The organism is Escherichia sp. Marseille-Q3837 (genome assembly GCF_916618735.1).
Taxonomy (GTDB): Bacteria; Pseudomonadota; Gammaproteobacteria; order Enterobacterales; family Enterobacteriaceae; genus Escherichia; species Escherichia ruysiae.
In genome coordinates, this window is sequence record NZ_CAKAKC010000001.1 from 1246505 (window position 1) to 1263177 (window position 16673).

The window sequence follows — 16673 nt, forward strand, 5'->3', positions numbered from 1 at the left end:
ATTACTCCGGGTAAATATATGTAATTTCAAGGCTCCATTGCCCTGCTCCGTAATAGATTGATGTGTTTTGCTGTACTTCCCGTATCTGGAAAGGTAAAACCGTCGTCAGTTCACCACCATAAAGCGCACAGCCAATAACAGGAATAGCACTTTGGTTAATGATCCAGACGATTAATGCTTCCAGTTTTGAACGTGTATTTTTATATTCATGAATGAGTTCTACCAGATTATTGAAAAGGTTTTCATCCATGCCTTTATCCACCAGCTCTATATCAACCTTAAAAAAATAAGCCTTCCCCTCATATTCAAACCATTCTGAAATAGTTCCTGGTAGAGAAAGTATTTCCAGTACCCGCCGTACCGCCCAAATCGTTCCTTTATATTTATGCAGCTCAATGGCTTGCTTAATTAACTCTCGCTTCTCCCGTTCATCAGTGGTAAATAACCAACCTTCCAGCCCCTGAACGTGAAATTGTTCTGCAAGGGCAGGTAATGCCGAAGCATCAACCAGGTCTACCAGATAAACCATCAACGCCGTCAGATCGAGTTGGGCAAAACGCTCGGCGGCGATATTTGCCAGAGTTGAAAAACGCTCATCGCTGGCAAGCGGCGGTGGCGGCAGCAATTTATCCATCGCTGACTCCGGCAATCGTGACGTCTATCGCGGTGCATTCCGCCCACTCATGCGCCCGCAAAATACGTTTTGTGGGCATGTTCAGCACAACGTCATAGACGCCATCGACCTGCAATACTTTGATTATCTGGTTTGGCACAATGTCCTGTCCCAGATGTGTCTGCCGCTGTTGCGTCCAGAGGCTAATTGCTTTACGCGCCGCAGCCAGCGTTGTCTCCTGATCGGCAGTGGTAAACAGTGTGAGCTGCGCACGGATCTCATACGGCACCCTAACGGCGCATTTCGCACTTACTTTGTCGGTCAGCGGACGTTTTTTCTCCTTACTAACCTCCAGTTCAATTTGCGCGAGCAGTTCCACGCCCGGCATACCATTCAGCGTTAGCGGGTAGATCTCCACGCAGCCTTCTGGTAATCCTTCGTCCGGCCCCAGGACCGCAACGTCAATAATCGACTGGCTTACGGAAAGCGTATGAAAGCGGTAGGCACCATAGCTACCCGCATTACTGAAACTTTCCGGCGCCAGTTGGATCCGTTGGCGCAGTGCGTCATCACTCTCTTCACCGCAGCCGCCCGTTGAAGCAGTCAGGTTGGTTACGTTGATATCGTAATAACCAATCCTGTCAACAAGGGCGCTAATTTGTGCAGGCTGCCAGCCATTGCCCGCTTCGCCTGTTGTCAGACTGGTGGCGGGAACGGCGATATGCAAACTTCCCGCCGGAATCAGAACATCTTCATCGGTAGCAAACATCACGCTGTCAGAGGCGCTGGCTCGTGTTCCTTGGGGGATCAGGATGTTGCTTGTATACGCATTGACTACCGAAAACTGCAACGTCGTTTTTGCTGGCTGCGCAGGTAAGCGGTGAACGCCCACCAGTTCCCCTAAATAATCCAGCATTGGCGCGCGGGAATACGCGACCAGGTTCTGTTTCGCCGCTTCCTGAATGGCGATGCGTACAAGGTTTTCACGATAGGCAAAAAGGTCAATCAGCAACCGCTCGGCCTGTGCCGGGTAGAGCTTTTTGCCGCTGGCATCTTCGTACTGCGCAATCATCTCGCTGGTAATTTGCGCAGGATCGCGGTCAATAAAATTGGGTTCGGCTATCGCCATAACACCTCCGTTGAGTTGATTACGCCGTCAGCGGCGCACCATTGCACACGTAACGTCAGATGTTCCCCGTCGATTACCGGTGTCACCTTCAGCAACCGGCAGCGCGCTTCCCACTGGCGAATGGCCTCTACCGACTCCCGTACCACATGCGGGATCGCCCGCTCGATGGGATAATCGATGTAGTGCCACAAGTTGCTACCAAACAGCGGTCTGTGGGGATCACTGCCGCGCGGTGTGCGCAGAATGATGTGTATTGCCTGGTGAATATCATCCAGTCCGCAGACGTATTCTTCAGGCCGCTGCAAGGCGGGTTGCCAGTGCAGCGTAGAGGGGCGTGTTTTCGTGTTCATGAGGGCATTTTCGCCCTGAACAGGCGGAGGAGATATTAAAGCGGTTTAGAAAACTGGTTGATTAAAAAGAGAAAACCCGCCATCAGGCGGGTTAAAAGTCAGTGTGAATGGTGGTTGGAGTTGCCACCGCTGTCCTGCAATGTGCCGCTGGCCTGCACGTTACCAATCACGTTGACATTGCCGGTTATCGTGGCGGCATTACCGATGCCTCCACTTCCTGCCATGCCACCCAGCCAGGTCAGTTTTTTCATCACCGTGACGTTGCCGGTAAAGGTACTGAGCGGTGCGTCTACCGTTACAGTCATCGCTTTAACATCCACCTTACTGGCTTCAATGCTGACATCGGTGGCTTTCACATCAACAGTGTCGGAAGTCACGGTGACGTGTTGGGCTTTAACCTCAACGTTGGGCGATGTCAGGCGGGTACGGTCGATAACCTCAATCACGATTTTTTCAATGCCGCCATTAATCGTAAGCTGGTGGGTGCTGCGGTCATATTCAAACGCTGCGCCATCGGAAAACTGGACATACCTTTTATCGCGCGATGCTACTGGCGCGGTATCTACCGTTGAATATACTGCGCCCAGCACTACTCCATCTTCACCGTTATCATCCAGCAGAACTTCCACCTGCTCTCCCATATCCGGTAGCCAGTAGTCTTTATTGTCCTGAGAATTGCGCTGCAGCACCGCAAGCCAGTTACTCTTCAGATTGTCACACTCTGGTAGCGTGACCCGCACCCGAACGCTGGTTTCGTCAATATCACTGATAATCCCCGTTTGCCGGGTTACTCCTTTCATATTGCCTCCTTACTGGCTGGTCGCTGGCCCGCGTGAAACGTCGATCTCAGTGGTATAGCCGCTGCGCACAAAACTGTGAGTAGATTTATCAATCAGCCACTGACCGGAAAGCACACCAAAATCGGTTAGCTCGATTTTATTGCCTGCCGTCAGTTCCGGGCAGCCCATCATCCTGAGCGTTCCGGTTTGTTGGTATTCGTTGTGGCTGTCGAGCGCGGCGTTGGCCTTTGCTTGTGCCGCGCCAACGTCCGGCGCCCGACTGTTCAGTTTTAGCGTGTCGGCACTGGTGCCGACTCCACGGGCAGACGGCTTTTGCTGGCTGTCGTGAGTGTAGATAACCAGTTCTTTTTTCTTACTATTTTGATGCTGTACGGTGGCGTTTTTGTAGATACGGTTAATGGTATCTTTGAAGGTGAAATGCGAAACGTCTTTGCGGTCGATCTTTTTCACCGGCGCCAGGCAGCGCAGCGTGGGTAAATGCGAAAAAATCAGCTCTTTGGTGGTCACCTTTAGCGCATAGCCATATTCGCTGGCCAGGCGTTTGAGAAATCCAACATCGGTTTCGCCGTACTGTGTTACCCGGTCAATTGTCAGAGGCTCGATTTTGCCCACCAGCGTCAGGCCGTGAGTTTGCGCGATACGGCTGGCGATGGCTGAAAGCGTTGTCTCTTCAAAGCCCTGACTATTACGGGTGCGCAGCGCCTGATTGACGGAAGTGGCGATGCCATCAATATTTACCGTGGAAGGTGGTGCTGAAATATCAATTTTATCAATGATATATTGACCACAATCGAGCAGTTTTTCCCCCTGATAACCCATGTGCAGCGCCAGCGTATCGCCTTTGCCGGGATACCACTCTTTTATCCAGCGTCCATCGGTGTCATCCAGTGTAATCGCGATGGTATCCGACTCGTTTTTAATACTGTCGTGATAACTGATACTGGTGACATAGGGCGTGATGTCATAAGTGATATCTTTATGCCCATACCAGAGGGTAAAAATGGGCGCGAGCGTGGCAAAGACGCCGCCAGTTACGCTTATCTCAGCCATGGTGGGATCTCCGATACGGTTTTGTTGACGGAAATGACTGGAATAATGAGCTGAATACCGGAAGGCAGTACCGGATAAATGGCGACATGTGGATTGGCGGCGATAATGCGTTCGTAAGCCAGTGCATCACCGTAGTAATGCCATGCCAGATTATCCCAGCGTTCGCCGTCGGTGGTGATATGTTCAAGGTATCGCATTACCAGCTCCTCGTAATGGTCGCGGCAGCAAGCCGAGTCACTGCGGGAATGGTTTGCTGTACCGTTGTACGTGCCTGCTCAACCAACGTTGTGGCTTTATCGAAAGTTGCTTCGGCGATGTCGCTGGTAATGTCGTCAAAAAGCGCCTGTGCATGGTCAACCAGTATCCCGGCGTCTTCGGCACAGTCGCGGATGCCCGGCATGTTACCTAGCAATGCTTTAATCTGCGCCGACAACGCTTTTGGTAATCCTGCCAGCGTTTGCAGATCCATCGGCTGTTTAAACAGGGTTTCGATGGCATCGATAGTCTTTTTCAACGACGTAATTATCTTTTCACACTTTTCTTTTAACGCTTTGGCCTCTTTAATCAGTGCTTTGAACTTTGCCACTGTTTTTTTAATATCTTCAATGGATTGCGCCAGTTCATCGAGCATCTCTTTGGCTTTGCGCATACCTTCTTCAATGGTGTTCAATATCTGATCCAACCAGGACTCCACCTTGTCCGGAAAATCGCTCGCCTTTTCGTCAATATTAGGCTCCTGGGTGGTAATCGCCGGGGGCAGGAGTGGGTTTTTCGGATCGCCGGTATACTCCTGGAGCGACATTGTTCCGCTTTGGGCAATGATATTGCCCCAGGGATCGGTGTGCTGGTGAGTGGCGGTTAACTCTGTAATTACAAACCAGCCGCGATAATCACCGTTGCCAAACACCAGCGCCATTGCTTTGTGGGCGAGCATGGCTTCACGCAGTCGATTCAGCTCTGTTGTGGGTTGGCAAAACTGGCTGTGCAGGGAAAATTCCAGCGCCAGCATGTCCAGCTTATCGCCAATAAACTGCACGCCAGGTTTGCCTTCAATACGGGCATGTGTGGCGTAATCCACGCCCATTGTGCTTTTAAAGCCATCCCAGAATGTGACAACTTTAAATTCAATCTCACCTAAAACGGCATACATCAGGCATACCCCCGGCGCTGTTGCTGCGCCATTACGTCGTTAATCATTCTTTCCAGTTCGCGTTTACTCATCGTCAACACGTTCTGAATGTCTTTAGTGGTGTTTTGTCCGTTACTCTGCACGGTAATTTGTGGCGAAAAATTCACCTGGACTTTTCCCAGGGAACGGGAGGGTAGCGTCGCCGGTTTGGTTACGGATTTACCAGGTAAAGAGGCCGACGCGGGTTTTGCCGCTGGCGCCGATGACGGCGTAGCCGTTTTGCTGGATGGCGCGAGTTGTTTGCCCACAGGCGGCGTTAAAAGCGCACCGGCAACGCCTGGAACAACGGTCGCGGGGGAGACTGATGCGGTATTAGTCGCGCCTGTAACAGCCGCAGCCGATGCTTCTGTGCTGATCCCCATTGTGGCTTTTAGCCAGTCTGGTATGGCGTTTTTGACCTGATCAATAATGCCTTTCAGAGCGGGGAAAGCATTCATTATGCCGTCGGCCAGACTACCCAGTATATTGCTGCCGAACTCGCTAAAACTCGCAGGCATCTCAACACCAAACCAATTCATCACACCGGAAAAGGCGCTGTAGAACAGCCCCAGTGGCGACCAGTCGAGAATCAACCGGCTAATACCAGCAATGCCGCCATCAAAGGCCGTGGTGATACGTTGCCAGATGGCGGAAAAGAACCTGGTGATAGGTTCCCAGTTGCGATAAATCAGATAAGCTGCGCCCGCAATCGCAGTGATGACCAGACCAATGGGATTCATCAATAACACCCGGCCTAGCGAGAGAACGGTTCGACCAACCAGTTTCAATGCTCCGATCAGGCCACGACCAAGCAGTTGCGTTAGCCATTTTGCGCCGCCACCCAATGACTTAACCGCCGATAGCACCTTACTTGCCGCGCCTCCGAGCGCCAGACTTGCCCTGACTTTCAGGAAGATATCGACCAGACGAATAAACGGCGAGGCGATGAAGTTCGCGCCCAGCTTTAAAACATTCAGCGCACCGTTAAACAGCCAAATCGCCCCGACGATTTTCGCAATGTTTTGCACCAGCGCCGGATGTTCGCGTAGCCAGGCGCTGAACTGGCGAATAACCGGCGCAAGGCTTTGCGCCAGCTCGCCAATCGCCGGCATAAGTTGTAAGCCAATGCTGAGCCATAAATCATTTAACGCCAGTTGTAACGCTTTAGTCTGTTCAATGGGCGAGGCCATTTGCGCAGAAAAGTCAGCGTTAATCAGATTCTTGCTGGTGGCTTGCATGGCAGAGGCTTTTAGCTGGCGATACTCTTCCATGTTCGCCAGCATAGGGGCCAGGAATTCCACCGTTTGCGCATCGCCGAACATTTCGCCCAGATTAAACTGCGTCACCATCGATTGCAGCGCAGTGCTGCGGGCAGATAAATCTTCAATCTGCATGGTGCGTTTGAAGGTGTCGAGGATCGCCGGATTCATCTTCTCAAGTTGCATTTGCACGATATGAGTCATGGCTTCGCTAACACCCATACCGTTTTGCTGATGCTCAAGCAGAGAACCTTGCAGATCAACGCCCTGGCTGGCGAACCAGCTATCGGTTTTTTTCGAAAAGGTGGTTTGCAGAAAATGGGCGAAATTTTCTGTCGCCGCACTGGCGCTGGCACCGTTTTTCATGGCGATCTGCATGGTTGCGGTCAGTTCAGCCATATCTTCCAGACCCTGAGCGCCGGTTTTACCTGCAAATTTCTCTATCCACTGCGTTTGTTCGGCAATGGCAGGCCCACCGCTTTTGGTAACGCTGTACATCATGTTTTGCGCGGCGTGGAAATTTTCCGGGGCAATATTCAGTCGATCATGAGTCGCGAGCGCGGCTTTCGCCCATGTTTCGGCGCTGTCGCGCGTGGCGGTGGCGGCTTTGGCGATCTCCGGCATATAGCGGTTGAGATCCTGCAAGGACGATATGTTGCCTTCAACTAAGGTCAGAGCGGCGGACTGTAACGTGGTCTGCTGCTGGTTAAAATCCATACTCCAGTCGCGCAGATTAAGGCTGAGCGTCTCGCGGGTGGCATCACTCATCCCGCCTTTGGTCGCCATATTGACCATATTGTCCTGAAACTCATACGGCAACTTCCAGTCGGGGGCTTCAACATTAAATACTTTGCTAAATTGCCCTGCAAATGTTTGGGTTTTCTCCATCAGATTAGCGCGGCTGCGGCTATTTTCCTCCAGGCGGAGAGCGGAATCGGCAAGCAGCTGCGTTAGTTTGATAACTGTCGCTTGCTGAGTAGAGAGAGTTAACAATGTTCTGGCGTTGAGTGAGCCGTAACGGGCTATTGCCTGCGTCAACGTCTCATTACGCGCCTGAAGCTGGGTAATAATATCGTTGGCCAAAATTGTTTCTCTTTAAATATTGATAATGGCCCGCTGGTTATTTTTCTAAAAAAAGGGGCAGGGAAGAAATAAACCTGACGGGCTTGGGAAACTCGCAGACATCAGGTCTGCGAGCCATATTCGATTTTTATTTGGGCGTTGGCTTCATCCAGCCAGTTGCTAAAGTCATCGACGGTAAGGGCGTCTATCTCATTGGGCGGAAAGCGAAACCATCTCGCCAGTAGCGCCATTGCCTGCCATAGCAGGGGAGGATTCTGTAACCACGCTAAGCATGGATTGAAATCGTTTCTGCAATGCCTGGTAATCCAGCAAATCCATTTCAGCTAAATCTTCTGGCACCAGTCCGGTCATTGCAGCCATTAGCGGTTCATCCCACTCTTCTGGTTTTTCGCTGATCCGGCGGGCGTTGCGCATATCTTTTACTTTCAGGCGACGTAATTGCAGAGTGTTAATTACGTCTCCCGCCGCTGAAGTAAACGGGAACTGTAAGATATAATGTTCTTTCATTTTGTATCCTTATTTATCATGCGGAAATCGGGGCCGTAGCCCCGAATAACTTAGCCACCGATGTTATTGCGATAGGTACTTAATTGATCCACGCCGTTAACGCGGAAAATATTCGCCAGGTAATCCAGCTCCAGCAGTGTTTCACCATCGACTACCTGTTTAATATAGGTACAACCAAAGGCGCTGCTGAATTCCGGGTTTTCATTTTGTTTAAATGTTCCCAGTGGATTCTTTTTAAACATAACAGTCAAATGAGTGACTAACGCTAATTGATTCGCTTTCCCCTGGGAGTTATAGCAATCAATACTGGAGCGGCACTGTAATGCTACCGCCTGCCACGGGTTTGCCGTTTTACGCATGACGTCCTGATAAAAGGAGTTCCATTTAATTTCCCCTTCCAGTTTATCGAAACCTGCCGGGAGCTCGATTTTACCGACCATGCCCAGTGCTTTATGCTCCTGCATAATTAAACTGACATCTGGTAATTTAATTTCGGTTGCACGACCTAACAGGTTATTACCATCGAGATAAATATTGGCATTGGTAATACGGTTAATTTGAATTTTTCCAGCCATTAGCTATTGCTCTCCAGAGAGACTAAATATTCAGAAGTAATTTCAGTTTCAAACGTCAGACGTTCCAGCGGCGGTGGCGGGGTGAATTTATAGCTCAGCAATAAATGCCCGGCGCTGAGTTCGGTCGGTGAATTTCGCGCCGGATCGTACCAGCACTCAAAGCCAAGCAGTGCGCCGTCGGCAATCAGCTTACGGCCCCAGGTATTTACCGACTCGGTCAGGGCATCAATTAGCGCCTGATTAATCGGCATATCGATATACTGCTGGCTGAAATAGCGGATCGACTCGTTAATCACATCGCCCGTGCGGCGAACGTTTTCAAAGTTACGCATATGGGTCACGGTAGGCCATGCCGCAGTGCGGTTGCCCCATAAACGCAGACCAGAGCCGTAACTATTGAAAACTGTGGTAATGCCGTTTTCGTTGAGCTGATTCACTTCACTTTGCGGGGCATCAACCATTGCGGAAAGTGAACGTTCGATACCGATAATGCCCTGAATTTCCTGGTTTGAGTTGCTCCACCAGAAACCTTTCTCCAGGTCTACTTTGGCACGCAGTCCGGCAGCGCGTGAAGAGAGCGGTTCGAGAACTTCCTGGTTGGTTGAGCCGTCATAAACTTTGACGTGCGGATAGCATAAACGCGCACGGTCAGAACTGGTGTTGAAGTTGATTGCGCCTTTCGAGCCGCGACCAGCCAGCACCTGCTGGAATGTAGTACCGATTGGGGCGTCAATGTAGGCGATAGCACCGAGTTTGTCCGCCTGAGCAATCAGCTCTGTGGTGACCGATTTTTGCGTACAGAAAACCGGAGCAAGCAGGATTTTGGCGTAGAAACCATACAGATTATAGGTGTCCTGTAGCAGTTTCATCCCCGTGCGATCGCCTGCGGTATTAACGGCGCCAATAATATCGGCTGCGGTAACTTTTGTTGGATCGGCCCATGAGTAATAGGCGCAAACTTTCGCTCCGGCAGGGATCTCAGTTTCTGCACGAGTGATTATTCCTGTTTGTTCATCAACATGAAACGCTGTGCTGCTATACGTGGTGGCTGATGTTGAAGAGGGTTTCAGGACAACATTACGCACCGCACTATGAGCCAGTTTCGCCTGGTTGTTGGAATCAAAAGTGATACTCTCATTGCTGATGCTGGAGCCATGTTTTACCGGGTCCAGTACGTTAATCACCACCACCGTACCAGCACCGTGGTCGTAAATCGCCTTCAGCGCCTGCGGGATCGTAAAGTTCGCCTGAGTCGAGCCAAACTGCGCGGCATCGCTTTCAGAAAGGCACAATGTTGGTTTGTTTACCGGACCGCATGGTGCACTACCGATTAAAGCGATTACAGCGGATTTTACCGCTTTAACCGGGCGCGGACCGGTTTCAATTTCAATGGTTTCGACACCGTGCAGGTAATTAGCTGCCATGTACAATTTCCTCTCCGTTATTTTGTTCTTCCTGAGTGATGACGGGAGTCAGATGATTGTGGGCAATCATGGTCATGACCCACTCGTTGTCTTCTGGCAGATCAATTTCACTGTTCGGCCACAATAAGATTTCTTGTCCGTCGGCAAGGGTGACGCCGCTTGCCGGGCCGTTGTAGATATATTTCATTCAGTTTCCTCGTAATTAACTTCAGTAAGCAGGGTAAGGTCCGCGCTTTCCCGTTTCGCGATAAACAGCGAGCTGGTCGCCATTTCCAGGATGTAGCGGCAGAAACCACCGCTCTCGCCTGCATTGATTTCTTTTTCAAGCCAAAGAAGACGCTCGCAATCAGGAAGCTGGATCCCCCCCAGTGCGCTGCGTATGCGATCCAGTGCGTTTAACGCGTCACAATTTTTGCCAACAATAACGGTGGCAGTTAAGCGGAGCGTTTGCTGTTGCACGAGAGCATCACTGCTTTCAGGCATGGCAAATAGAGAACCGCTATAATTAATAATTACTGTAACTTGCTGTGTCTGTGGAATATATTTCTGGGCATCGACCGATGAAATAAATACGTCCATTTCGGGATTCTGTTCACGTAATATGGTCACAACAGAATTCATTACAGATAAAATTTCCATATAGGGTGTTCCTTGATTATTGCTGATTCGTTAACGCTTACTCCGTTATCGTTGAAATGTATTCTGACGTAGTGAAGGTGAAGGTTCTTTTAATCTGCTTTAGAGAAAAAATTGAATTTAATAGCTACCACGTTGTAATAGCTCTATTTTGCTATATAAGGCATCCAGCTTTGCTTCTAATACTGCCTGGCCACGAAGATAATCTTCTCTGCGGACATAATGCAGCGGAAGCTCGGCACGAAATTCGAGAAATTCTCTTTCCAGTTTCGACCAATTTGTTTCTGATTCCCGGCGTGCGTTTTCCAGAGATTCAAAACGCTCATTAAGTCTTTTTTCAATTTGTGCTAACAGCAATTTTCCGGCAGCAAACATTAATCCAACGAAGGAAAGCATAAGGGAGATCACTTCCCAAAAATCGATACTGAGTTTCATCGGCCCCTCTGATTAGTGAAGACAGCTTGCCTGTCCCCAGAGTAAGTAGCGGGCGGCATGTTGATAGAGGATCATCTTCGGGTAGTGACGATTTTCTCGCCAGTTTGCGGCGCTACGCCCGGCGTTGACGTGTTCAACATGACCAAACCAGATAGTGGCATCTAACCCTTTGGATGCGGCCAGTTTTTTATCCCGGTTAACCCATCCCTGACCGCCGTTATAGGCGCTTAGGGTAAATGCCATACGCTGACAGTCATTTTTCGCAGAGATGTTTTTCCACAAATGCTGGTCATATTGCACCAGCGCGCGAATCGCCCAGGTTGGGTTATAGGGCTTATTTTCACGTAGCTGTGGATACAACTGGCTTATCCATGTCGCTGTGGCAGGCATAAATTGCGCCATACCCTGTGCGCCGACGGGGGAACGCGCCATTGGCTGCCAGGCGGATTCCTGGTGTAACTGCCCGGCGAAGTCCGCCACCGGGGCGTTCAGCCCCCAGACTTCTCGTGCAGTTCGAATCAGTTCGTTTCGCCATGCCAGAGATGCTCGCGGCGGTTCAGATGCGTTAAGCGGGAAGAACGCGAACAGAGTAATTAGCGCGAGAAATTTTACCTGCATCATTAAAGTCCTAACGCGACGGAAAGGCAGACGGCTGCAACGATGATAGCCCGACGAATCATTGCCGCCGCGCAACATCGCGCCTCTTCCCAAGGGCAAAATGAGTCAGGCCGCGCCCAGGGAAACAGACTGCGATCGAGCCAGTATCCCAGCACAGCGGAGAGCGAAACCAGGCTTAGTTTATAAATGACTACCGGGATCTGTGCGGAAGATGTCCAGCCGATCACGACAAACAGCGCGACGGAAGCGACCAGCCAGCCGGAAAGCCGGGGAAAAGTGACTTTTTTCATACGATATCTCCTGATAAGTGAGCGTTTAGTGTCGCCAGATCCCTCCAGTGAAGAATGAAAAAAGCTTTAATAAATAACTTTAAAAAATAGATCCTCTATAAATGAACATGCTCGCTAATAAATCCACCCATTAATAAAAGAGCAAAAGGTGACCTGGCGAATAAGCGCGTCATTATGCAGGGAAAAGAGGATGGTGGATCGTAGGAGTAGTCAGTAGTTATTTGATTTTTAAAGTTTGTTTAAGAAAGTTAGCGACTGTGAGGGAAACGATCTTTTTATACTACAGGTAAAAATAATACTGTATGTGTATACAGTATCGTGTAAAATGATACTCCAGTTGACAAGAAACGTAACGCAAACAATATATTTATTTTGTGAATTTATGGTGTTCATTAATATTAAAAATTTATATTTTTGGTGATTGTTTATTTGTTTGTTGAATGTATTGAGTAGCAGTAATGACAACTGCTTAGCGTATATCCGTGGTTTTACACGCATCGGGTCTTATTCAGGATGCAAGATATATGGAGATGAAAAATGATACGAAAATCAAAAGAGATGGCCCGGACACCGGAGATCATTAACGACCTGGCGTTTCATGCATCGCAAGTTCTGATTGAGAGCATCAATCTCGACAGCTCATCGGCGGAAAATGTGGGCTTTGCCATTGCTGACCGAATGATGCGTAACTGGGGGGGGCAAAGCATTTATTTCCCGAAAGGGATCTCTGGACGGGCGTCGGAGCGTGACTACCAAATCTATAGCGAGTGCGATGGTCGCAACTACGCCGAATTAGCGAAGAAATATAATCTGACGCTGCAATGGATTTATAAGATAGTGAAACGCGTACATGCGGAAAAGCAACAGCGCCGTAGTAATTCGTAATTGATCCGGCATGGTGAATAGCGACGTGGGTCGCTATTCACCTGTACTGGTCGTTTACTCAAACAAATTACTATGCAATGTCTGCACCACCTGTTCCGCATCAGCACCCGGCACCAGGAAGCACAGGTTATTGCTGGAAGCGCCGTAGCAAATCATGCGGATGTTGAACGGTTCCAGCACGCCAAATACTTCTTTGCCGACGCCGCAGGCTTTTGACAGGTCATTACCAATCAGCGCCACCAGTGCCAGGCCTTCTTCCACTTCCACGCGGCACAGCGCCGAAAGCTCCATCAGCAGTGATTGCGTCAACAATGTATCGCCAGTGGAAGTTGAACCAGTCGTATCAAGAGTTAATGCCACGCTCACTTCGGACGTAGTAATTAAATCCACCGAAATATTATGCCGCGCGAGGATACCGAAAACTTCCGCGAGGAAGCCACGGGAATGCAGCATATTCAGGCTGTGCAGGGTTAATAGCGTTTGTTTACGGCGCAGAGCCAGTGCACGGAACAGCGGTGGATTTTCGGTTTTATTACACACCAACGTACCGCCAGCACGTGGGTCTTTGCTGGAACCGACAAACACCGGAATATCGCTGCGCACTGCGGGCAGCAACGTCGCTGGATGCAGCACTTTCGCGCCAAAGGTCGCCATTTCAGCGGCCTCTTCAAAAGCGATTTTATCAATGCGTTTTGCTGCCGGCACCACGCGCGGATCGGTCGTGTAGATGCCAGGGACGTCAGTCCAGATATCAACGCGAGATGCGTGTAAGGCTTCCGCCAACAAGGCTGCCGTATAATCGCTGCCGCCACGTCCAAGTGTTGTAGTACGCCCTTTACTTTCGCTACCAATAAAGCCCTGGGTGATGACTAAACCTTCACTGAGCCGTGGAGTCAGATGCAACGCAGACAGTTCCGCGAGTGCAACAACATCTGGCTCCGCGCGACCAAACCGGTCGTTGGTGCGCATCACTTTACGCACATCAAACCACTGCGCCTGGACATCGCGTTCGCGCAGGATTTCAACAAATAGTAGAGTAGACATCAGTTCGCCGTGGCTAACCAGTTCATCCGTCAGAGCCGGAGATGTTGCCAGCGCCGCCGCTTCGGCCAGAACGGTAATGTTCTCCAACAAACGTTCAATCTCTTCACGGATGACGTTCGGGTAACGCAGGCGCTCCAGAATGGCGAACTGAATATTGCGAATAGCATCGAGTTTTTCGAAACGCTCAACCGGTTCCAGACCTTCAGCCAGTGCAACAAGTAGGTTAGTAATCCCCGCAGAAGCAGAAAGCACAACTAAACGAACATTCTCATCAGAAAGCACAATGTCGGCGCTGCGGTTCATGGCGTCGAAATCAGCCACGCTAGTACCACCAAATTTGGAGACAACAATATCGGGCATAACAACCTCGTGTCAGGGAATGAAAGAAGCGACCTTGGCACAAAGGCAAAATAGAAACCGGTGCAGGCGCAGACCGTATTTATAAATAAAAGGTGTAGGGGAGTGTGTCAACGCCGGGATTATGCGGATTATTCATGCAGCGGGCGTGGTCAGAAATTGTGCTTATAACGTCTATACTTTTTATCCTCTTCAGTAGTTAGCTGAGCTAACGGCACTAAAACCATCACATTTTTCTGTGACTGGCGCTACAATCTTCCACAGTCACAATTCTCAATATCAGAAGAGTATTGCTAATGAAAAACATCAATCCAACGCAGACCGCTGCCTGGCAGGCACTACAGAAACACTTCGATGAAATGAAAGACGTTACGATCGCCGATCTTTTTGCTAAAGATGGCGATCGTTTTTCTAAGTTCTCCGCAACCTTCGACGATCAGATGCTGGTGGATTACTCCAAAAACCGCATCACCGAAGAAACTCTGGCGAAATTGCAGGATCTGGCGAAAGAGTGCGATCTGGCTGGCGCGATTAAGTCGATGTTCTCTGGCGAGAAGATTAACCGCACCGAAAACCGTGCCGTGCTGCACGTGGCGCTGCGTAATCGTAGTAATACGCCGATTCTGGTTGATGGCAAAGACGTAATGCCGGAAGTCAACGCGGTGCTGGAGAAGATGAAAACCTTCTCGCAAGCGATTATTTCCGGTGAGTGGAAGGGTTATACCGGCAAAGCAATCACCGACGTGGTGAACATCGGTATCGGCGGTTCTGACCTCGGCCCGTACATGGTGACCGAAGCACTGCGTCCGTACAAAAATCACCTGAATATGCACTTCGTTTCTAACGTTGACGGAACTCACATCGCAGAAGTGCTGAAAAAAGTGAACCCTGAAACCACGCTGTTCCTGGTGGCGTCTAAAACCTTCACCACTCAGGAAACCATGACCAACGCCCATAGCGCGCGTGACTGGTTCCTGAAAGCGGCCGGTGATGAGAAGCACGTTGCGAAACACTTTGCGGCGCTCTCCACCAATGCGAAAGCCGTTGGCGAGTTTGGTATTGATACCGCCAACATGTTCGAGTTCTGGGACTGGGTCGGCGGCCGTTACTCTTTGTGGTCAGCGATTGGTCTGTCGATTGTTCTCTCCATCGGCTTTGATAACTTCGTTGAACTGCTTTCCGGCGCACACGCGATGGACAAGCATTTCTCCACCACGCCAGCCGAGAAAAACCTGCCTGTATTGCTGGCGCTGATCGGCATCTGGTACAACAATTTCTTTGGCGCGGAAACTGAAGCGATTCTGCCGTATGACCAGTATATGCACCGTTTCGCGGCGTACTTCCAGCAGGGCAATATGGAATCCAACGGCAAATACGTTGACCGTAACGGTAACGTAGTGGATTACCAGACTGGCCCGATTATCTGGGGTGAGCCGGGTACAAACGGGCAACATGCGTTTTACCAGCTGATCCACCAAGGAACCAAAATGGTGCCGTGCGATTTCATCGCGCCGGCTATCACCCATAACCCGCTCTCTGATCACCACCAGAAACTGCTGTCTAACTTCTTCGCTCAGACCGAAGCTCTGGCCTTTGGTAAATCCCGCGAAGTGGTAGAGCAGGAATATCGCGATCAGGGTAAAGATCCGGCGACGCTCGACTATGTAGTGCCGTTTAAAGTGTTCGAAGGTAACCGTCCGACCAACTCCATCCTGCTGCGCGAAATCACCCCGTTCAGCCTGGGGGCGTTGATTGCGCTGTATGAGCACAAAATCTTTACTCAGGGCGTGATCCTGAACATCTTCACCTTTGACCAGTGGGGCGTGGAGCTGGGTAAACAGCTGGCTAACCGTATTCTGCCGGAGCTGAAAGATGACAAAGAAATCAGCAGCCACGATAGCTCGACCAATGGTCTGATTAACCGCTATAAGGCGTGGCGCGGTTAATCATCGTGCATGTCTGATGCCGCTACGTAGGCCGGATAAGGCGTTTACGCCGCATCCGGCAACCGGTGCCTGATGCGACGCGGTCGCGTCTTATCAGGCCTACAGGTCGATGCCGATATGTACATCGTATTCGGCAATTAATACATAGCACGATTGATTAAATAACCTTAATAACAATGCCGACTATAAGTCGGCATTGTTCTATCAGATAAATCCTCTTGTCTGTGATTTAACGAAAATCATACCGTGAGGTTAATCCTAAAATAGATTTTTAGTCTGTAATCATTTCGGAAAATACGCAGGTCAATCGCTTTTGTGTTTATTTTAACCTCATGATTAACATAATTATTTATATATAATAAAAAATATATAATTGATATTTATTCCAATTATCCTAAAACCCCACCACTAATTCCTCGCGCCGTAATTCACATGCTTTAGTTGTGTATACTCGATCCCGCCCGAAATGTTTTTGGGTAAATCTCCATTCATTCAATGAAGGGA

The 16673-nt window shown here is 49.8% G+C and carries 20 protein-coding genes; 2 read left to right on the forward strand and 18 right to left on the reverse strand.

Features of this window, described 5'->3' with window-relative positions; all coding sequences use genetic code 11:
- Position 1 precedes the first annotated feature (1 nt).
- The 17 genes from LG381_RS05830 to LG381_RS05910 form a co-directional block, all read right to left on the reverse strand.
- Positions 2-634: a phage tail protein I gene (locus tag LG381_RS05830; protein ID WP_105280722.1), complete on the reverse strand. Its 633-nt coding sequence runs from the start codon at positions 632-634 to the stop codon at positions 2-4.
- Positions 627-1742, reverse strand: coding sequence for a baseplate J/gp47 family protein (locus LG381_RS05835; protein WP_225762129.1), 1116 nt, complete (start codon positions 1740-1742; stop codon positions 627-629). The genes LG381_RS05830 and LG381_RS05835 overlap by 8 nt, the downstream gene beginning before the upstream one ends.
- A complete protein-coding gene (locus tag LG381_RS05840; protein ID WP_225762130.1) occupies positions 1733-2092 on the reverse strand; it encodes a GPW/gp25 family protein in 360 nt (119 codons plus the stop codon). Before LG381_RS05840 ends, LG381_RS05835 begins: the two co-directional genes overlap by 10 nt.
- Before the next feature lie 98 nt (positions 2093-2190).
- Positions 2191-2892 carry a phage baseplate assembly protein V gene (locus tag LG381_RS05845; RefSeq protein WP_105280725.1) on the reverse strand — a complete coding sequence of 234 codons (702 nt, stop codon included), beginning with the start codon at positions 2890-2892 and terminating at the stop codon, positions 2191-2193.
- A gap of 9 nt (positions 2893-2901) precedes the next feature.
- Positions 2902-3942, reverse strand: a complete 1041-nt coding sequence (locus LG381_RS05850; protein ID WP_225762131.1) for a phage late control D family protein — start codon at positions 3940-3942, stop codon at positions 2902-2904.
- On the reverse strand, positions 3930-4139 hold the full coding sequence (locus LG381_RS05855) for a tail protein X (protein WP_001269712.1): 210 nt from the start codon (positions 4137-4139) through the stop codon (positions 3930-3932). The genes LG381_RS05850 and LG381_RS05855 overlap by 13 nt, the downstream gene beginning before the upstream one ends.
- The gene (locus tag LG381_RS05860) at positions 4139-5092 is read right to left on the reverse strand and encodes a phage tail protein (RefSeq protein ID WP_225762132.1); all 954 of its coding nucleotides are present in this window, start codon (positions 5090-5092) and stop codon (positions 4139-4141) included. The genes LG381_RS05855 and LG381_RS05860 overlap by 1 nt, the downstream gene beginning before the upstream one ends.
- Positions 5092-7452: a phage tail tape measure protein gene (locus tag LG381_RS05865; RefSeq protein ID WP_225762133.1), complete on the reverse strand. Its 2361-nt coding sequence runs from the start codon at positions 7450-7452 to the stop codon at positions 5092-5094. Before LG381_RS05865 ends, LG381_RS05860 begins: the two co-directional genes overlap by 1 nt.
- Positions 7453-7553: 101 nt before the next feature.
- Positions 7554-7682, reverse strand: a complete 129-nt coding sequence (locus LG381_RS22430; RefSeq protein WP_071995201.1) for a GpE family phage tail protein — start codon at positions 7680-7682, stop codon at positions 7554-7556.
- Entirely contained in the window at positions 7642-7959 is a 318-nt protein-coding gene (locus LG381_RS05875; protein ID WP_032226490.1) for a phage tail assembly protein, read from the reverse strand. Before LG381_RS05875 ends, LG381_RS22430 begins: the two co-directional genes overlap by 41 nt.
- A gap of 50 nt (positions 7960-8009) precedes the next feature.
- A complete protein-coding gene (locus tag LG381_RS05880; RefSeq protein WP_000907501.1) occupies positions 8010-8534 on the reverse strand; it encodes a phage major tail tube protein in 525 nt (174 codons plus the stop codon).
- Positions 8534-9958, reverse strand: a complete 1425-nt coding sequence (locus tag LG381_RS05885; RefSeq protein WP_225762134.1) for a phage tail sheath family protein — start codon at positions 9956-9958, stop codon at positions 8534-8536. Before LG381_RS05885 ends, LG381_RS05880 begins: the two co-directional genes overlap by 1 nt.
- Entirely contained in the window at positions 9948-10145 is a 198-nt protein-coding gene (locus LG381_RS05890; protein WP_225762135.1) for a hypothetical protein, read from the reverse strand. The genes LG381_RS05885 and LG381_RS05890 overlap by 11 nt, the downstream gene beginning before the upstream one ends.
- Positions 10142-10597, reverse strand: a complete 456-nt coding sequence (locus tag LG381_RS05895; RefSeq protein WP_225762136.1) for a Gp37 family protein — start codon at positions 10595-10597, stop codon at positions 10142-10144. Before LG381_RS05895 ends, LG381_RS05890 begins: the two co-directional genes overlap by 4 nt.
- A 117-nt stretch (positions 10598-10714) precedes the next feature.
- Positions 10715-11029 carry a hypothetical protein gene (locus LG381_RS05900; RefSeq protein ID WP_000777271.1) on the reverse strand — a complete coding sequence of 105 codons (315 nt, stop codon included), beginning with the start codon at positions 11027-11029 and terminating at the stop codon, positions 10715-10717.
- Positions 11030-11041: 12 nt separating this feature from the next.
- Positions 11042-11647: a transglycosylase SLT domain-containing protein gene (locus LG381_RS05905; protein WP_105280732.1), complete on the reverse strand. Its 606-nt coding sequence runs from the start codon at positions 11645-11647 to the stop codon at positions 11042-11044.
- A gap of 2 nt (positions 11648-11649) precedes the next feature.
- A complete protein-coding gene (locus LG381_RS05910; RefSeq protein ID WP_032226484.1) occupies positions 11650-11937 on the reverse strand; it encodes a putative holin in 288 nt (95 codons plus the stop codon).
- 537 nt (positions 11938-12474) lie between these two features.
- On the opposite strand from LG381_RS05910, the gene LG381_RS05915 reads away from it, so the two are divergent.
- Positions 12475-12822 carry a Mor transcription activator family protein gene (locus LG381_RS05915; protein WP_000619864.1) on the forward strand — a complete coding sequence of 116 codons (348 nt, stop codon included), beginning with the start codon at positions 12475-12477 and terminating at the stop codon, positions 12820-12822.
- Between the two features lie 54 nt (positions 12823-12876).
- On the opposite strand, the gene lysC is transcribed toward LG381_RS05915, so the two are convergent.
- The gene (gene lysC, locus LG381_RS05920) at positions 12877-14226 is read right to left on the reverse strand and encodes a lysine-sensitive aspartokinase 3 (RefSeq protein WP_001112913.1); all 1350 of its coding nucleotides are present in this window, start codon (positions 14224-14226) and stop codon (positions 12877-12879) included.
- A 293-nt stretch (positions 14227-14519) separates the two neighbouring features.
- Here lysC and pgi point away from each other — a divergent pair, with 293 nt between their 5' ends.
- A complete protein-coding gene (gene pgi / locus LG381_RS05925) occupies positions 14520-16169 on the forward strand; it encodes a glucose-6-phosphate isomerase (RefSeq protein WP_000789996.1) in 1650 nt (549 codons plus the stop codon).
- Positions 16170-16673 lie beyond the last annotated feature (504 nt).